Here is a 17,526-nt window from a genome sequence, read left to right as displayed (position 1 = left end):
ACAAGGTTTAGCGTGGTCGCGACGGGCCGATGGAGGAGGTCAGATGCTCATTGGCGAGTTGGCTGAGCGGGCCGGCACGAGCCCTCGCACGCTGCGCTACTACGAGGCGCACGGGTTGGTACGGGCGCAGCGCTCCACCAACGGCTACCGCATCTACGACGAGGCGGAGCTGCGCGTCGTACGAGAGATCCGGGCGCTGCTCGACGTCGGCTTCGGCCTCGACGATGTCCGTCCGTTCGTCGCCTGCCTGCGCGCCGGCAACAGCTCCGGCGACGTCTGCCCCGACTCCGTCGTGGTGCTGCGGCGCAAGATCGCCGAGGTCGACGCCGTCATCGACCGGCTCGGCGCGGTGCGCCACCAACTGCACGCCCAACTCACCCACGCGATCGCCCACCGGGAGAAGACATGTCTCAGAAGTCGGAAGTAGGTTCGCTGGTCACCGTGACCGACGACACGTTCGCGGAGCTGGTGCTGGCCAGCGACCGGCCCGTGGTCGTCGACTTCTGGGCGGACTGGTGCCCGCCCTGCAAGGCCATCGAGAAGAGCCTCGTCGAACTGGCCCAGGAGTTCGGTGACCGGATGGTCGTGGCGAAGCTCAACTCCGACGAGAACCCGGTGGCGACCCGCCGTTACCAGGTGATGTCCCTGCCCACGCTGCTGGTGTTCCGTCAGGGCGAGGTGGTCGGCTCGACAGTGGGGTCCCGGCCGAAGACGTACCTGCGACAGACCCTGACCGCACAGGCCGGGTGGTAACGGCCGGCAGCGCGCCCGGGGACAGCGCTCCCGGCCACCATCAGCGCGGGAAATCGTTATCCCGGTCCGGCCGGCCGGTCTCCTGAGGGGAGGCAGCTGGCGGTTCGTCCGCCATGCCCCCGTCAGGTAGCGGTACGACCAGGTGAGGGAGTCGAGACGATGCGCGCAACCGGCCCGGGTGAAGCGGACGCCGCGAAGGGAAGACGAGGCGTCCACGCGGAGCCCCGACGCGGGACGCTCGGTGGTCTCCCGGTCGGCGCGCGGCGGCTGCTGTGGCCGCTCCTGGTGGCCGCCGTGGTCGCCGTACTGGTGACCGGTGTGATCGTCGTGGTGCAGCCGACCGGGCCGACGCCGGCCCCGGCGGCGACCCAGGCCCTCGACGCGCCCACGCCGGCGGGTTCGCAGCCCGGCGCGACCGGGACGAGCGCACCCACCGCCACGGCGGGCCCGGCGCAGGCGACCTCGACCCCGCCTCCGACGCCGGCGGTGCGGCCGACAACCGGGCGTCCGGTGGCCCCGGCGGCCCCGGCGGCGACCTCGAAGCGCAAGGGCGTCGGGGTGTGGACCTTCGACGGTGTCAGCAAGGCACTGGCCGACTCCGGTGCGGGTTGGTACTACACCTGGGACGTGGCCCACGCGGGCGTCACCAGCCCGAAGGGCGTCGAGTTCGTCCCGATGATCTGGGGGGCGAAGAGCGTCACCGCCAGCAACCTGGAGAAGGCCAAGAGCAATGGCCGCTACCTGCTCGGGTTCAACGAGCCGGACATGAACGGTCAGGCGGAGATGACCGTCGAGCAGGCGTTGGAGTTGTGGCCGCGGTTGCAGGCCACCGGCCTTCCGCTGGGCAGCCCGGCGGTGGCCTGGGGCGGGGACCGGCCGGGTGAGTGGCTCGACCGGTTCATGGCCGGGGCGAAGCAGCGCGGCTACCGCGTCGACTTCATCGCCCTGCACTGGTACGGCGGCGACTTCACCACCGTCAACGCGGTCAACCAGCTCAGGTCGTACCTGCAGGCCGTGCATGACCGGTACCGGCTGCCGATCTGGCTCACCGAGTTCGCCCTGATCGACTTCTCCAACGGTGTCCGCTTCCCCACGCAGGCCCAGCAGGCCGCGTTCCTCACCGCGGCCACCCGGATGTTGGGCGGCCTGTCCTGGCTGCACCGGTACGCGTGGTTCGGCCTGCCCGCCACGGACAAGGACCAGACCGGGCTGTTCCGCACCGGCGGCACGGCCACCGCCGTCGGCCGCGCCTACCAGGCGGCGCGCTGACCTACAGCAGGTCGACGTGGTCCCGCCAGGAGTGCTGCGGCTCGTACCCCAGCACCCGGCGGGCCTTGTCGATGCTGAGCAGGGTCCCGTGCTCAGCCAACTCCTTGCGGATCTCGACGTCCGGGTAGACCTCGGCCATCAGGCTGGCGCTGGAGCGGGTCATGACGGTGTCGGCGTTGGCGATGATGAAGACGTCGGCGCCGGGCTGGTCGTGGGCGAGCGCCCGCTCGACGGCCTGGGCTCCGTCGCGGGCGTCGATGTAGCCCCACAGGTTCCACCGGCGCAGTTGCGGGTCGGCGTCGAAGGTGGGGAACGGCGCGTAGTCCTCGACGTCCATCACGTTGGAGAAGCGCAGACCCACCATGACCAGCTCCGGGTCCCACCGGCAGAAGTGCCGGGCCATCTCCTCCTCCAGTGCCTTGTTGAGCGAGTACGTCGACTCGGGCCGGGGCGCGTACTCCTCGTCGACCGGCGCGTACGGCGGCGGGGTGTCGAACGGCAGGCCGAGCACCGTTTCGCTCGACGCCCACACGACCCGTTTGATGCCGGCCGCCCGGGCGGCAGCGAACACGTTGTACGTCGCGGCGGAGTTGTTCGCGAAGGTGGTCGAGTTGGACATCAGCCCGGGGGCCGGCACCGCCGCCAGGTGCACGACCGCGTCGACGCCGCCCGCGTGCTCGTCGGCACCTCCGGTGAAGGCCTCCACCACCTGCCCGTAGTCGGTCAGGTCGGCCAGCAGGAACTCGCCGTTCACGTCGCGCGGGTCGCGGCCACCGGTGCGGTCCACCGCCAACACGTCGACGCCGACGGCGCGCAGGTGGGCGACCACGGCTCGGCCGAGCTTGCCGGTGGCGCCGGTGACGACGACACGCCTGGGCAGTGCGGAATTGCTCATGACCACATCTTCGTCGCCGCCGCCGTCGGTCCGGCAGCCGGGTGCGCCACGCCGTGCTCACGATCCGAGCGCGATCGGGCCGGCGGGTGCGTAACGTGCAGGGGTAAACGTTGTCGCGACGAGGAGACCTCATGTCCAAGCCACCGCTTCCCGAGGCCGCGGTCGCCATGCTCCAGAAGCCGAACCCCGCCGTCATGACCACCCTGCGCAACGGTGGCCAGCCGGTCTCCGCCGCCACCTGGTACCTGTGGGAGGACGGCCGGATCCTGGTGAACATGGACGAGAGCCGCCGCCGGCTGGAGCACGTCCGCAACGACCCCCGGGTGTCGCTCACCGTGCTCGACGAGGCCGGCTGGTACACCCACGTCAGCATCATCGGGCACGTCACCGAGCTGCGTCCCGACGAGGGCCTCGCGGACATCGACCGGCTGTCGAAGCACTACACGGGCAACGCGTACCCACGTCGGGAGCGCGCCCGGGTCAGCGCCCTGATCGAGATCGACCGCTGGCACGGCTGGGGCGAGCAGAAGGACAACAACCAGGTCGGCTGACTCGACCAGCCGCCCTGTCGCCGCTGACCGTAGCCGTCAGCGGCGACAGGGCACTGCCGGTCAGGGGGCCAGCGTCGCGGCGGACCGGGCGCGGGCGCGGGTCACCAGGTAACCGAAGGCCGCCGCGGTGAAGAACATGACGATGCCGTAGACGGCGCCCGGGATCGCCATCTGGGTGCTGTTGAGCAGCGCCGGGCTGAGCGCGATGGTGATGGCCAGGGTGCTGTTGTGGATGCCGATCTCGAAGCCGGCGGCCGTCGCGGCGCTGCGGTCCACACCGGCGAGGCGCGGCACCCCGTACCCGATGGCGAGGCTGAGCAGGTTGAAGGCGAGCACGGCCAGGCCGACCGAGACGAAGTAGTCGGCGATGTTCTCCCGCTCGCCGAGCACCGCACCGGCGATCACCGCGACGAGGACGACGACGGACAGGACCCGGACCGGGCGGTTCAGCCGCTCGGCCACGTGCGGCATCCGTGCCCGGATGAGCATGCCGATCGCGACCGGGACGAGCACGATGGCGAAGACCTGCAGCACCTTGTCGAACTGCAGGCCGATGCTGCGCCCGTCGGGCAGGAAGTACGCCGCCGACAGGTTGACCAGGATCGGCAGGGTGAACACGGCCAGCACCGAGTTGATGGCGGTCAGGGTGATGTTCAGGGCCACGTGGCCACCGAACAGGTGGCTGTAGAGGTTGGCCGTGGTGCCGCCCGGAGAGGCGGCCAGCAGCATCATGCCGACGGCCAACTCGGGTGCCAGGTCGAAGGCGAGGACGAGGCAGAAGCAGAGCGCCGGCAGCACCAGCACCTGGCAGACCAAGGCGATGACGGCGGCTCGGGGATGGTGGGCCACCCGGCGGAAGTCCGCCATGGTCAGTCCGAGACCCAGACCGAGCATGATGATGCCGAGGGCGACGGGTAGTCCGATCAGAGTCACGGCGGAGTCCATGGCACAACATCGTTACCACCCGGTAACGCCGTCACAATCCCCCGTGTGGCTGGCGGCTCTTGACCCCGGACGGTGACCGGCTTAACTTCATCAATCAGACAACCCTCTTTACTAATTCTGTCTGATGTCTCGTGGGAGTGTGCCGATGCGACCATTCCGTCACCGCCGTCTCACCGCCGTCGTCGCCCTGGCGACAGTGCTGGTGACCGCCGCCCCACCAGCCGCCGCGAACGCGGGCGGCAAAGCGGACCGCGCCGGCTACCACCGGGTCGGCTACTTCACCCAGTGGGGCATCTACGGCCGGGCCTTCCCGGTCAAGAAACTCGAAACCTCCGGGGCGGCGAGCCACCTCACCCACCTCAACTACGCCTTCGGCAACGTCAGCGAGGACGGCCGCTGCTACGTGGACGGTGGGCCGGGCGAGGGCGACGCCTGGGCCGACTACCAGCGACCCGTCCCGGCCGAGGAGAGCGTCGACGGGGTCGCCGACGCCCCCGGCCAGGCGCTCAACGGCAACTTCAACCAGCTCGCCAAGCTCAAGGCCAAGCACCCCGACCTGAAGGTGCTGATCTCGCTGGGCGGCTGGAGCTGGTCGACGTACTTCTCGAACGCGGCCCGCACCGACGCCTCCCGCAAGGCGTTCGTCGCGTCCTGCATCGACCTCTACCTCAGGGGCAACCTCCCGGGCAGCCCTTCGGGCGCCGCCGCCGGCGTCTTCGACGGCATCGACCTCGACTGGGAGTGGCCCGGCTCGGAGGGTGAACCCGGCAACGTCATCCGCCCGGAGGACCGGGAGAACTTCACCAAACTGCTCGCCGAGTTCCGCCGGCAACTCGACGGGTACGGGCGCACCACCCGCGCACACCACCCGCTGACCGCGTTCCTGCCGGCCAGCCCGGCCACCATGGACGCCGGCTACGAGGGCCGCAAGATCTTCAAGTACCTGGACTTCGCCACCGTGCAGGGGTACGACTTCCACGGCGGCTGGGACGCGCGGGCCAACCAGCAGTCCGCGCTTCGCGTCCCGGCGGGCGCCCCGGACAACCCGGACTTCTCCGTCGAGGTGGCCGTCGACGGGTGGATCGCCCGCGGCGCGCCACGGGACAAGCTCGTGCTCGGCATCCCCTACTACGGTCGCGGCTGGACCGGCATCACCGGCGGCGGCAACGGCCTGTTCCAGCCGGCCACCGGGCCCGCGCCGGCCACCTTCGAAGCGGGGTACGAGGACTACAAGGAGCTCAGGACGCTGGCCGGCAACGGCTACACCGTGCACCGCGACCTGCGCGCCGGGCACGCCTGGTTGTTCGACGGTACGACGTTGTGGACGTACGACGACCCGGCGGTGGTGTTGCAGAAGACGCTCTACATCCGACGGGCCGGCCTGGCCGGCGCCATGATCTGGTCGCTCGACGGCGACGACGACAACGCCACCCTGACCAAGACGATCGGCCTCGGCCTGACGACCTGGTAGGCGTACCCGATCCCTGCGGCCCGTCGCCGACCGACTCCTCGGCCGGCGGCGGGCCGGTCAGCCCTGTGGGGCGGTCACCGCGCGCACCGCCGCCTCGATGAGCGCGGTCACCTGGTCCATGTCTCGAGCGCGGTGGACGTCCACCTCGGCCGACCAACCGTCGGGCCGGGTGAGCGTCACCGTCACATCCTCGCGGCGGTGGGTCAGCCAGGCGGCGACCGCCTGGATGAGCACCATGGCGGTGCCCGCGTCGCCGGCGGCCACCCGCAGGACGTCCGGGTGGCCCGCCGCCTCCCCGTCAGCAGACGTCGTGGTCACCCCCTCCCGCAGCCGCTCCTCGGCGCGCAGCCAGGACGCCAGCGAACGCCGCGCGGCGGCGGACGGAAGATCCGGATGGATCGAGAGCGTGATCATCTCTGGCACGTCTCCTCCTCCCAGGCGACGACAAACCCGCGCCACCCATCCTGCCAGTCCGCGTCGGGACCGGCCCGCCGTGTAGTCAGCAATATCGATCAAGCCTTGACCGCCCTGTCGGCGGTTCATAGGCTCCGGCCACTGCGAGGTTGTGCCCGAGAAGGGAAACACGACTCATGGCCCCATCGATGCGTCCATTCCGGAAGGTCCCCGCCAGACGCCTGGCGAGTGCCGCCACGATCGCCCTCCTGCTCGGCACGACTCCCCTGCTCGGTAACACACCTGCCGCGAGCGCCGCCCCGCCCTCCCGGTGCAGCGACGACCCGACCGCCCGGCTGGGCACCGTGCCCAGCCCGGAGACCGTGCTCGGCTTCCCGCTCGGCGCGGGTCAAGAACGGGTCGTCACCAACGACGAGGCCCGCACCTACCTCGGGGCCGTCGACCGCGCCTCGAACCGGGTCGTCACCGGCGTGATGACCACCAGCGTGCTCGGCCAACCGTTGCCGTACGCGGTGGTGTCCAACGAACGTCACGTGCGCCCCGCCGCGCTACGCCAGATCGCCGACGACGTCCGGGACCTGCGTGACCCGCGCCGGACCAGCGCGCGGACGGCCGCCCGGACGGCGAAGGACAGCCCGGCCATCGTCTGGGTCACCGCGAACGTGCACGGCGGCGAGAAGAGCGGCGCGGACGCGGCGCTCAAGACGCTGTACGAGTTGGCGGCCGGCCTGTCCTGCGCCGTCGCCGAGCGCAACGACAACCTGGTCACCATCATCGTCCCCACCCAGAACCCGGACGGCCGCGACGCCACCCGGCGGCAGAACGAGTTCGGCTTCGACCTGAACCGGGACTGGTTCGCCCGCACCCAGCAGGAGACCGACGGCAAGCTCGAACTGCTGCGCCGTTACCCGCCGCAGGTCTTCATCGACGCGCACGAGATGGGTGGCCGGCAGTACTTCTTCCCGCCCAACGCCGACCCGATCCACCACGAGATCGCCGGTGAGGCGGTGGACTGGATCAACCGGATCGGCGAGGCCAACAAGGCCGGCTTCGGCTTCAACGGGGCCTGCGACGAGACCGTCACCACCGAGTGCTACTTCAACTACGACACGTACGACATGTTCTTCATGGGCTATGGCGACACGGTGCCGACCACCGGCTTCGGCGCGGCCGGCATGACGTACGAGAAGGGCAGCGCGTCGGCGGTGGCCGACCGGGTCCAGCAGCAGTTCCACACCCAGTGGTCGACGCTCGGCTGGGCCGCCGCGCACAAGCGTGAGGTGCTGGACGGCTACTTCGACATCTGGACCGATGCGCTCGCCCAGGGCAGGGCGGGCACACTGGAGCCGAACGAGGTGGTGCAGCCCACCAACGAGGTCCAGTTCCCGGTGCCGGACGTCACGGTCCGCTCGTACTTCCTGCTGCCCGACCGGCAGCTCGCCGACGTCCGCCAACTCGTCGAGCGGCTGCGCCGGATGGACGTCGAGGTGTACGAGGTGCGCAAACCGACCCGGGTGCCCACCGCGCGGGTCTTCGGCGGGCGCACCGCCACCAACGTGACAGTGCCCGTTGGCGCGTACTGGATCCCGATGGACCAGCCGCAGAAGCACTGGATCCAGGCCGTCATGGGCGAGGACCCGTACGTGCCGTTCCCGTACTTCTACGACGTGTCGTCCTGGAGCAACCCGCTGCTGATGGGTGTCTCGGCGATCTACACCGGCGACACCGTCAAGCCGAAGGCCGAGCTGGTCCGGAAGGTCTCCGGTGGTCGCACCGGCGCGGCGTGGCCGTGGGGCTCGTACACGTACCCACTGGACTCGGCCGCCGCCGCCGAGTTCACCTTCGCGCTGCTCGGCCGCGGTGTCCCGCTGGTGCGTGACCTCGCGACCAGCCGGGTAGCCGTCCCGGCTGCCACTGTGAAGCGCAGTGTCGACGAGCTGGCCACCTCGCTCGGGGTGACGCTCACCCCCGGCGGCCGGCCGACCGGCACCCGCCTCGACCTGCCCGACGTCGGGCTCTTCCAGGGCACCGGCATCTCCACCACGTCGGGCTCCCACGGCGAGGCGCGCTACGTGCTCGGCAAGCGGTGGGGCCTGGACCTCAAGCCGGTCACCACTGCCGACATCAACGACAACACCGCCGCGTTCACCGGGCGTACCGTGCTGGTGGTGCCGGACGGCAGCAGCCCGACCGGCGGTCTGACCGCCGCCGGCCAGGCCAACCTGCGCGAGTGGATCGCCCAGGGCCACACCTACGTCGGGCTGCGCAACGAGGGCACCAGGTTGGCCCGCGCCGCCGGGCTCACCTCCACCACCGAGAAGACGAAGCCGGCCGACTACCTGGTGATCGGCTCACACCTGCGGGTGGACGTCGACACCGACAGCCCGGTCGCGTCGGGTCGCCCGGCGGAGGACTTCGAGTTCAACAACAGCGACCCGGTCCTCACGCCGAGCACCACCGGGACGAACGTGCTGAGCTACCCGACCGGTGACACGTTCTGGGCCAACGGCTACACCGTCGGCGCGGACACCCTCAAGGGCACCGCGGCGGTGGTGGACGAGCCGACCGGCGCCGGTCGGGCGGTGCTGTTCGCGTTCAACCCGCTCTTCCGGGCGTACAACGAGAATGGTCTGCACCTGGTGGCCAACGCGCTGCTCTACCCGGGGGGCGCGGCTCCGGACGCCCGGCGCTCGGCCGGTGTCGACGCGGCGCGCGCCAGCGCCGCCGCCGCGCCGGTGACGCCCGATCTGGGCGGCGGCTGGCGGCCGATCACCATCGAGGTCGCCGCCGGCGACCTGCCGCGCGCGCAGGCCATCGTCGACCGTTTCAGCACCGACGCGAAGGCGTCCGTGAAGGACGGTTCGGCGTACGTCGTGATCCCGAACCCGCAGGGCCTCCAGGCCGACGAACATCCGTTCACGAATGATCTGGTACGCGCGCTGCGCGACGCCGGTGTGCCACTGCGATCGGTGGTCGCCTGACGTAGCCCCGCACGCCGACACGCCCGCCCCCACATGTCGGGGGCGGGCGTGTCGGTGCGTTCCGGGGTTGGTCAGGTGCCGCCGCCGGAACCACTGCGGGTGGACTTACGCCCCTATAGAGCTGATGCCGTCAACGAATCAGCTGACCCCTGGACCGACTCCGCTGACCCCACGGCTGTCACGTGTCCTGATTCGTTTGCGGCATCAGCTCCAAAGCGTCGCTACCCAGGATGTCGCCCTCCGACGGTCGGACGACATGTGCCCAGGTCGACGGGCGCGACAGGCATCAGCTCGGTCAGCCGGTGGCGCACACCGTGCCGTTGAGGGTGAACGCGGTGGGCAGCACGTTCGGCCCGCCGTACGCGCCGACGAACCCGGCGCTCACGCTGCCGCCGGCGGCGATCTGCCGGTTGTCGTCGGTCGGGGTGACCCGCACGGCCGTGCCGACCTGTTCCCAGGTGGCGCTCCAGCCGCTGCTCACCTGCTGCCAGCCGGTGGGCCAGGTCCAGGTGAGCGTCCAGCCGTTGATCGGCTTCGTCCCGTTGTTGGTGATGTCGACGCCACCGATGTAGCCGTTGCCCCAGTCGTTGGCGGTGGTGAAGCGGACGGTGCACGCGCTGGCGGCGGGGCTGCCGGTGGCGAAGGTGAGCGGCGGAGAGGCCCAGGAGACCCGGCCGGCGGTGTCGCGGGCCAGCACGTTGACGGTGTACCTGCTGCCCGGCACCAGGTTGTCGACAGTGAACGAGGTGGACGCCGTCTCGCCGAGCTGCTCGCTGACCGCGCCGTTGTGCCGGTACACCTCGCACTTGGCGATGGGGCTGCCACCCGGGGTGGCCGCCGGCCAGGTGATCGTCGCGGCGCGTTCGGTGACGCCGCTCGCGGTGGGCTGACCCGGCGTCGAGGGTCGTCCGGCGGACGTGCCGGCCGGTCGCAGCACGATCGTGGTCAACGAGTACGCCGGCAGCGTGCGGCTGGTCGCCGAACCGGACTGGCTGGTCGCGATGCCGGTGGCGCCGTTGGTGAGGGTGGACACCGTCGGTGCGACCGCCGACGGGGTGAACCCGGCGTAGTCGATGGCGACCGGGTGGTCGTTGTCCGGGTCCTTGTTCACCAGCAGCACGGCGAGGTCACCGTTGACCCGGCGGACCGCGTGCGCGGTGACCAGCGGCTCGTCGGTGCCGGCGCGGACGAACTGGTCGCCGGGCGTCGCGAAGAGCTTCATCATGCGCAGCCCGTGGTACGGCGCGAAGGGCGTGTTCAGCGGCGGTTGGCAGACCGAGCCGGCCTCGGTGCAGGCGCCGCTGGAGAGCATTCCGAAGTCGCCGTAGTCGGTCTGGCCGGCCACCTGCGTCACGGCGCCCATGCCGTTGTGCACGTTCCACCACTGGACGGTGAAGACGCCGCTCTCCAGCAGCCCGCTGTAGACGTCGGCCAGGAAGAGTGCCGCCGGCTGGGTGGTCCGGCCCGCGTCGACGTTCAGCTCGGTGAAGCTGATGCCGATACGGTCGGCGTTCGCACCGGCGTACCGCGTGAGTTGTTGCCGCAGCAGGTAGGTGGCGTCGGGGAGGTGGTTGACGCGGGCCAGGGACTCGGCCGCCGTGCCGCCCGGGTACCAGTGCACGTCCACGAAGTCGATCTTCGGGCCGGCGATGGAGAGCACCGTCTGGTTCCACGGGCCGGGGTCGCTGCCGGCGGTGATCCCGTCCGGCCAGTTGCCCGGCATGGTCAGCACCGCCCCGACCTTGATGCTCGGGTCCACCGCCTTCATCGCGTCGGCGTACTCGACGACCAGCCTCGCGTACTGTGTCGCGCTCTTGTCCGGGTGGTTGTCCGCCTCCCAGGCGGACCCGTAGTGGCCGTTGCCGTAGTTCTCGTTGCCGACGGTCCAGTAGCGGGCGTCGTAGCCCTTTGTCACGTTGGCGTACCGCACCCAGTCGGCGGCTTCGGCGGGCGTGCCGGTGCCGTAGTTCGCGATGATCATCGGCTGGGCGCCGGCGCGCCGGACCGCCGCCATGAAGGTGTCGAAGTCGGTTCCCGGCGCGACGTAACCGCCGGGCGCGGTGTGGTCCTTCCAGTGGTAGATGTCGGCGTACGAGCCGCCGGGGTAGCGCATCATCTGCACGCCGGCGTCGCGGAGCAGGTCCGATGTCTCGGCGGTGCCGAGGTTCGCGTCCCAGATGGCGTGGTTGACGCCGAGCGCGGTGTCCGGCACGGTCGCCAGACCGGCGCGGGTGTTGACGGTCACGGTGACCGGGTCGGCTGCCGCGCTGGCGGATGGCGGGTTGACGCCCGCGAGCGCGCTCGCGGTGAGCAGCAGGCCCGCCAGGAGTGCTGCACGGGTCTTCGGTGTACGCATGGGCGGGGTTCCTTCGCGCAGGTGAGCCGCCCCGCCGGTCACTGTGCGACGCGGGGACGGGCGAGCTCGTGGACGACTGGCTCTCGTTGGTCCATCGCTTGTGTCACCGTCCCCCGGGATCGCATCTGGATCCCGGCTGCCCAGTGGACGGAGGTCAGCCCGCGCGCGGCTTCATCGACGTACCACAATGGCACTGGCGGCCGGCCAATCTCAAGGTGCGTCAGCCCGTCGTCTTGAGCCGGCGCAGCAAATCGACGGGCGTCATGGTCTATCGTTTGACGAACGGCATGTTATCGCTCACAGTCGATGTGAGGCGATCAGCGTCGGGTGCCCGACTCACGACAAAAGGAACCGCTGATGAGAGCAAGGATCGCACTGCTGGCCGCCGCGCTCGCGACGACACTGGCGACGATGACGGCCGTGGTCACGGTGGCCACCCCGGCGTCGGCCGCGACGCTCACGCAGGTGACCAACTTCGGCACCAACCCGACGAACCTCCAGATGCACCTGTACGTGCCGGACCGGGTGGCCGCCCAGCCGGCCCTGCTGCTCGCCCTGCACTACTGCACCGGCAGCGGCCCGGCGGTGCACACCGGCTTCGGGCTCAGCACCCTCGCCGACCGCTACGGCTTCATCGTGATCTACCCGTCGGTGACCCGCAGCAGCAAGTGCTGGGACGTCTCGTCACCGCAGGCTCTGCGCCGTGACGGCGGCAGCGACCCGGTCGGCCTGAAGTCCATGGTCGACCACGTCCGGAGCCGCTACCCGGTCGACGCCAACCGGATCGCTGTGGGCGGCTTCTCCTCCGGCGCCATGATGAGCAACGTCATGGTCGGCCTCTACCCGGACCTGTTCAACGCCGGGTTCAGCGCCTCCGGTGTCCCGTTCGGGTGCTTCGCCACCACCAACGGCGCGGAGTGGAACAGCGAGTGCTCCGGCGGGCGGATCGTCAGGACCGGACAGCAGTGGGGTGACCTGGTCCGCAACGCCTACCCCGGCTACTCCGGCAAGCGTCCCCGGTTCCAGATCTGGCACGGCACCACGGACACCACGCTGAGCTACGTCAACTTCGGCGAGCAGATCAAGCAGTGGACCAACGTGCAGGGCGTGTCACCGACCCCCAGCTTCACCGACTCCCCGCAGGCCAGCGCCACCCGCACCCGGTACGGGGGCACCGGCGGCACGGCGCCTGTCGAGGCGATCAGCTTCCAGGGATACGGCCACTCCATCCCGTTCGACGCCGCGCAGGCGATCCGCTTCCTCGGCTTCGACACCACGAGCCCCACCACGCCGCCCCCCGGCGGCACGGCCGGGCCGCTGCGCAACACCGGGGCCGGCCGCTGCCTGGACGTCCCGTCCCGGTCGCAGACCAACGGCACCCAGCTGACGCTGTGGGACTGCAACGGCGGCACCAACCAGCAGTGGACGGCGACCGCCGCGAAACAACTCCAGGTGTACGGCACGAAGTGCCTGGACGCCGAGGGCGCCGGAACCTCGCCGGGCACCCGGGTGATCATCTGGGACTGCAACGGCGGCACCAACCAGCAGTGGAACCTCAACACCGACGGCACTGTCACCGGCGTGCAGTCCGGCCTGTGCCTCACGCCGAACGCCGCCGGAACCGCCAACGGCACCCCGATGGTCCTGGCGAGTTGCAACGGCACGAACAGCCAGCGCTGGACCCGCAGCTGACGCGCTGACCGCCGTCGGCGTACCCCCTCGGTTGTCGCCGCCGCGCTGGGTGGCGTCCCGCTGTTCGGGCCCGGACTCCGAACAGCGGGACGCGACCCGGGCGGCCAGGGCCGGGACCGACGGTCGTCGTCAGGGGCGGCCCAGGGGTGGGCCGCTGCTCAGCGGTGCGCGCTGACAGGCGGACGGCCGGTTGTCGTCGCACGACTGTCCCGGCTGCTGCACTGCCCTGGATTCCCGGTGGCCGTTCATGCCTCGGCCGCGTGGCGCGCGGGTCGCCCGGTGGTGGTCTCGGGCCGTCTCGCGCCGGCCGCGTGCCACCCGCCCCACGCCACGATCGTCGTCCGTCACGCCTCGGATCAGTGGCGACAACTCCGTCACAACGGCCTGAGATCGTTCGAGTATCGACGACTGTCCGTAACGTTAACGCTAACAGTGAGCGATTGTCCATAGACAACCGCCTCTGTTCGCTGCCGCGGTGGTGGTGTTTCGGCGGGACGACGCGGCATCAGGTCGACGGCGACGCGGTCGATCGCCGCGCGCACGAACCGAATAGCCTTGCGGCATGCGGGGACGATTCGGGGCGGCCAGGCGGTGGTACGCGGAGCATCGACGGTTGGCCCGCCGTGCGGTGCTCGCGCTCGTGGTGGGGGCGGTGGCGCTGGCCGGGGGCACGGTGGCCAGCGTGACGTGGATCCGCGACATCGCCGACGGCCATCTCTACGCCGAGGCCGAGGTGCCGGACGCGCCGGTCGCGCTGGTGCTGGGCACCAAGGTGGACGCGGACGGCACACCCTCCCCCGTCCTCGCGGCCCGGTTGGAGATCGCGCGGCGACTGTTCGACGCCGGCAAGGTTCGGGCGATCCTCGTGTCGGGCGACAACATGGACGCCGACTACAACGAGCCCGCCGCGATGCGGAGCTGGCTGGTGGAGCGGGGTGTGCCAGCACACAAGGTGGTGCCGGACTACGCCGGATTCGACACCTACGACTCGTGCGCGCGGGCCGAGCGGATCTTCGGGGTGCGACGAGCCACAGTGGTGACCCAGTCGTTCCATCTTCCGCGCGCCGTGGCGCTGTGCCGGCGGCTCGGCATCGACGCCAACGGGGTGGGCGACGACAGCGCGAAGCGGTACGCCCAGACGTGGTGGTTCAGTTCCTCGCGCGAGAACGGCGCCTGCCTGAAGGCCGCGCTGGACCTGCTCTCCGGTCGTGACCCGGCGCACCTGGGCCGCCGCGAGACGGGCGTCGACGACGCGTTGCGGGTCGACTGAGCAGGATCACGACCGGGCAGGTGCGACGCTGTCGCGGACGATGAGTTCGGTGGCGAGCTCCACCCGGGGGCTCTCGGTCCGCTCGCCGCTGGCCAGCCGCAGCACGGTACGCGCGGCCAGCATGCCCATCTCGGCCAGGGGTTGACGGACGGTGGTCAGCGGCGGCGAGCACCACCGCACCTCCGGCAGGTCGTCGAAGCCGACCACGCTGACGTCGTCGGGCACCCGCAGGCCGCGTTTGCGGACCGCCTCGTAGACGCCGAGGGCCATCTGATCGCTGGAGGCGAAGATGGCGGTGGGCGGGTCGGGCAGGCTCAGCAGCTGTATGCCCGCGGTGAAGCCGGACTCGTGGTAGAAGTTTCCCGGCCGGATCAGGGCGTCGTCGATGGGGATACGCGCGGCGCCGAGGGCGGCCCGGTAGCCGTCCATCCGGGCCCGGCTGCACATCAGGTGCGGCGGGCCGGCGATGAAGCCGATGCGACGATGACCCAGGTTGATCAGGTACTGGTTGGCGCTGAGGCTGCCCGCCCAGTTGGTGGCGCCGATGGTGGGTGACTCCTGCGGGTCGACCCCGGCCGGGTCGATGATGACGACCGGCAGGTGCAGCCGACGCAGCTCGGCCTGCAATGGCGGATTCACCATCGAGGTCACGAAGATGATGCCCTCGGTGGAGCGGGTACGCATGTTGTCGAGCCACTGCTTGGCCGAGGACATCCGCCAGTGGATGGCCGACACGACGGTGCCGACGCCGCTGGCCTGGCCGACGTCCTCCACCCCCCGGATGATCTCCACCGCCCACGGGCTGTCCAGGTCGTTGAAGACCAGGTCGATCAGGGCGGCGTCGGTACGCCGGGCCGGTGCACGGCGGCGGTAGCCGTGCCGGTTGAGGAGCGCCTCGACGCGTTCCCGGGTGTCCGGGGCGACGTCGGAGCGGCCGTTGATGACCCGGGAGACGGTGGGTACGGAGACTCCGGCCAACCGGGCGATCATGGCGATGGTGACGTTTCGGCCGTTCTCTGTACCCACGGTCCCCCTGCCTCCTGTTGGAAACGTCAGGTCTGCTCGCGGTGGTGTGCTGTCATCCCTTGATGCTGCCGGTGAGGCCGCCGATGAGTTGGCGTTCGGCCACGGCGTAGAAACCCAGGGCCGGCACCATGGACAGCACGACGTAGGCGAGCACCCGTGCGGTCTCGGCGGTGTACTGGCCCTGGAACGCCTGCACCCCGACGGGCAGGGTCCACCAGCTCTGGTCGGTGAAGACGACCAGCGGGAGCATGAAGTTGTTCCAACTGGTCACCACGGCCAACACCGAGACGGTGGCCAGGGCGGGGCGGGCCATCGGCAGCAGGACCCGCCAGAAGAAGCCGAACGAGCCGCAGCCGTCGAGGACGGCGGCCTCCTCGATCTCCGCCGGGATGGTGCGGAAGAACTGGCGCAGGATGATGATGGTAATCGGCAGCCCGAAGGCGGCCTGGGGCAGGATGACACCGAGCGGGTTGTCCAGCAGGCCCATGCCGCGCAGCAGGACGAACAGCGGCAGGATGGCCACCGCGAACGGGAACATCAGGCCGATCGCGAACAAGGTCACCAGAAACTCGCGGCCCCGGAAGGCGTACCGCGCGAAGACGAACGCGGCCATCGCCGCCGCGGCGACGACGATGACGGTGCTGCTCACGGCGATGAGAAGACTGTTGCCGAGCTGCCGCCAGAACACCTCCGACATCAGGATGTCCGTGTAGTTCGACGGCAGCCAGGGGTCGGGCCAACCCAGCGGATTGGTGGAGAGTTGACCGTTGTCCTTGAAGCCGCCGAGCACGCCGAACCAGACCGGTACGACGATGAGCGCTCCGACGAGGACGCAGACGAGGTGCAGCACGAGGCCGCGGGACCGCTGGGCGCGGTTCACTGTCATCGCTGGCCTCCCTGGTTGGTGATCGCGCCCGCGGTGTCCCGACGCAGGACGATGCGCTGGTAGAAGAGAGCGAAGACGAGACTCAGCAGGAACATGACGATGCTGATCGCGCTGGCGTAGCCGACCTCGAAGCGGCGGAAGCCGTACTCGTACATCGTCACGGCCATGGTCTCCGACGAGTGGATCGGGCCGCCCCGGGTGAGCACCCAGACCATGTCGAACAGTTGGATGGTGCCGATGACCGACAGGAAGACGCTGATGCGGATCGTCGGCCCGAGCAGGGGCAGGGTGACGTGCCGGAACGCCTGCCAGGCGGAGGCGCCGTCGGTCACCGCGGCCTCGGACAACTCCTTGGGGATGCCCTGACGGGCGGCGAGGAAGAGCATCATGTAGAGGCCGAAGTACTTCCAGGACACCACGAGGAAGACGGCGTACAGCACGGTGTCCGGGTCGGCGAAGACCGTGCCGGCGTCGGCGCTCAACCACGTCGCGATCGCGTCGCCCAGGCCCCGGTTGGGTGAGAACACCAGGTCGAACAGGACGGCCGTGGTGACCTCGGAGAGCACGTACGGCGCGAAGAAGATCAGCCGGTACGCGGCGCGGCCCCGCAGTGGCTGGTTGAGCAGCATGGCCAGGGCCAACGCCGCGGGCAGCTGGACGACCAGGGACAGCAGCACCAGGACCAAGCCGCGCCAGAGGTCGCCACGGAAGGTCGGGTCCTGGAAGGCGCGGGTGTAGTTGTCCAGCCCGATGAAGTTCTCCGGCAGCCCGAAGCCGTTCCACTTGTAGAGGCTGGCGTAGCTGGCCACCAGGATGGGGGCGACGACCAGCAGCAGGAACAGCACCAGGGCTGGGGTGAGAAAGATGGCGAGGACGCCGCCGCGGCCCGGCCGGGGCTGGCGGCCGCGCTGTCGCACGGTGCCCGGCCCCGGTGCCGGCGGGTCCGTCGCCGGGTCGCCGCGCCTGGCGTCCGACACGGTCGATGGCCTGGTCATGCCTGCTCCACAGGGGGTTTTC

General features: G+C 70.4%; 15 protein-coding genes. 8 read left to right on the top strand and 7 right to left on the bottom strand.

Going from position 1 to position 17,526, the window contains the following annotated elements:
* Positions 1-43 precede the first annotated feature (43 nt).
* From QCZ28_RS10900 to QCZ28_RS10890, 3 genes are all read left to right on the top strand, one after another.
* Positions 44-427 carry a MerR family transcriptional regulator gene (locus tag QCZ28_RS10900; RefSeq protein WP_279516499.1) on the top strand — a complete coding sequence of 128 codons (384 nt, stop codon included), beginning with the start codon at positions 44-46 and terminating at the stop codon, positions 425-427.
* The gene (gene trxA / locus QCZ28_RS10895) at positions 406-753 is read left to right on the top strand and encodes a thioredoxin (RefSeq protein ID WP_279516498.1); all 348 of its coding nucleotides are present in this window, start codon (positions 406-408) and stop codon (positions 751-753) included. Before QCZ28_RS10900 ends, trxA begins: the two co-directional genes overlap by 22 nt.
* 159 nt (positions 754-912) lie before the next feature.
* Positions 913-2,022, top strand: coding sequence for a glycoside hydrolase family protein (locus QCZ28_RS10890; protein ID WP_279516497.1), 1,110 nt, complete (start codon positions 913-915; stop codon positions 2,020-2,022).
* A 1-nt stretch (position 2,023) separates the two neighbouring features.
* Here the strand turns inward: QCZ28_RS10890 and QCZ28_RS10885 are convergent, their stop codons facing one another.
* Positions 2,024-2,917 carry an NAD(P)-dependent oxidoreductase gene (locus QCZ28_RS10885; RefSeq protein ID WP_279516496.1) on the bottom strand — a complete coding sequence of 298 codons (894 nt, stop codon included), beginning with the start codon at positions 2,915-2,917 and terminating at the stop codon, positions 2,024-2,026.
* A gap of 131 nt (positions 2,918-3,048) precedes the next feature.
* On the opposite strand from QCZ28_RS10885, the gene QCZ28_RS10880 reads away from it, so the two are divergent.
* A complete protein-coding gene (locus QCZ28_RS10880) occupies positions 3,049-3,468 on the top strand; it encodes a PPOX class F420-dependent oxidoreductase (RefSeq protein WP_279516495.1) in 420 nt (139 codons plus the stop codon).
* A 60-nt stretch (positions 3,469-3,528) separates the two neighbouring features.
* On the opposite strand, the gene QCZ28_RS10875 is transcribed toward QCZ28_RS10880, so the two are convergent.
* Positions 3,529-4,413, bottom strand: coding sequence for a bile acid:sodium symporter family protein (locus tag QCZ28_RS10875; RefSeq protein WP_279516494.1), 885 nt, complete (start codon positions 4,411-4,413; stop codon positions 3,529-3,531).
* 145 nt (positions 4,414-4,558) lie between these two features.
* Between QCZ28_RS10875 and QCZ28_RS10870 the strand changes: the two genes are divergently transcribed.
* Complete coding sequence (locus QCZ28_RS10870) at positions 4,559-5,884, top strand: glycoside hydrolase family 18 protein (RefSeq protein WP_279516493.1); 1,326 nt, start codon at positions 4,559-4,561, stop codon at positions 5,882-5,884.
* Positions 5,885-5,941: 57 nt separating this feature from the next.
* Here the strand turns inward: QCZ28_RS10870 and QCZ28_RS10865 are convergent, their stop codons facing one another.
* Positions 5,942-6,298, bottom strand: a complete 357-nt coding sequence (locus QCZ28_RS10865; RefSeq protein ID WP_279516631.1) for a hypothetical protein — start codon at positions 6,296-6,298, stop codon at positions 5,942-5,944.
* Positions 6,299-6,486: 188 nt separating this feature from the next.
* Between QCZ28_RS10865 and QCZ28_RS10860 the strand changes: the two genes are divergently transcribed.
* The gene (locus tag QCZ28_RS10860) at positions 6,487-9,279 is read left to right on the top strand and encodes a M14 family zinc carboxypeptidase (protein WP_279516492.1); all 2,793 of its coding nucleotides are present in this window, start codon (positions 6,487-6,489) and stop codon (positions 9,277-9,279) included.
* Between the two features lie 295 nt (positions 9,280-9,574).
* Here QCZ28_RS10860 and QCZ28_RS10855 read toward each other — a convergent pair whose 3' ends face one another.
* The gene (locus QCZ28_RS10855; RefSeq protein WP_279516491.1) at positions 9,575-11,635 is read right to left on the bottom strand and encodes a cellulose binding domain-containing protein; all 2,061 of its coding nucleotides are present in this window, start codon (positions 11,633-11,635) and stop codon (positions 9,575-9,577) included.
* A 357-nt stretch (positions 11,636-11,992) separates the two neighbouring features.
* Here QCZ28_RS10855 and QCZ28_RS10850 point away from each other — a divergent pair, with 357 nt between their 5' ends.
* Together QCZ28_RS10850 and QCZ28_RS10845 are read left to right on the top strand one after the other, a co-directional pair.
* Positions 11,993-13,327 carry a PHB depolymerase family esterase gene (locus QCZ28_RS10850; RefSeq protein ID WP_279516490.1) on the top strand — a complete coding sequence of 445 codons (1,335 nt, stop codon included), beginning with the start codon at positions 11,993-11,995 and terminating at the stop codon, positions 13,325-13,327.
* A 562-nt stretch (positions 13,328-13,889) separates the two neighbouring features.
* A complete protein-coding gene (locus tag QCZ28_RS10845; RefSeq protein ID WP_279516489.1) occupies positions 13,890-14,597 on the top strand; it encodes an ElyC/SanA/YdcF family protein in 708 nt (235 codons plus the stop codon).
* 6 nt (positions 14,598-14,603) lie between these two features.
* Here the strand turns inward: QCZ28_RS10845 and QCZ28_RS10840 are convergent, their stop codons facing one another.
* Genes QCZ28_RS10840 through QCZ28_RS10830 form a run of 3 tightly spaced genes read right to left on the bottom strand, consistent with a single transcriptional unit; the run spans position 14,604 to position 17,504 of the window.
* Entirely contained in the window at positions 14,604-15,623 is a 1,020-nt protein-coding gene (locus QCZ28_RS10840) for a LacI family DNA-binding transcriptional regulator (protein ID WP_279516488.1), read from the bottom strand.
* A 52-nt stretch (positions 15,624-15,675) separates the two neighbouring features.
* Complete coding sequence (locus QCZ28_RS10835) at positions 15,676-16,509, bottom strand: carbohydrate ABC transporter permease (RefSeq protein WP_279516487.1); 834 nt, start codon at positions 16,507-16,509, stop codon at positions 15,676-15,678.
* A complete protein-coding gene (locus QCZ28_RS10830; protein ID WP_279516486.1) occupies positions 16,506-17,504 on the bottom strand; it encodes a sugar ABC transporter permease in 999 nt (332 codons plus the stop codon). The genes QCZ28_RS10835 and QCZ28_RS10830 overlap by 4 nt, the downstream gene beginning before the upstream one ends.
* Between the last annotated feature and the right edge of the window lie 22 nt (positions 17,505-17,526).

It is taken from the genome of Micromonospora sp. DH14 (assembly GCF_029809455.1).
Taxonomy (GTDB): domain Bacteria; phylum Actinomycetota; class Actinomycetes; order Mycobacteriales; family Micromonosporaceae; genus Micromonospora; species Micromonospora parva.
The sequence above is the reverse complement of the archived record's forward strand: the minus strand, read 5'-3'. Positions and strand labels throughout refer to the sequence as shown.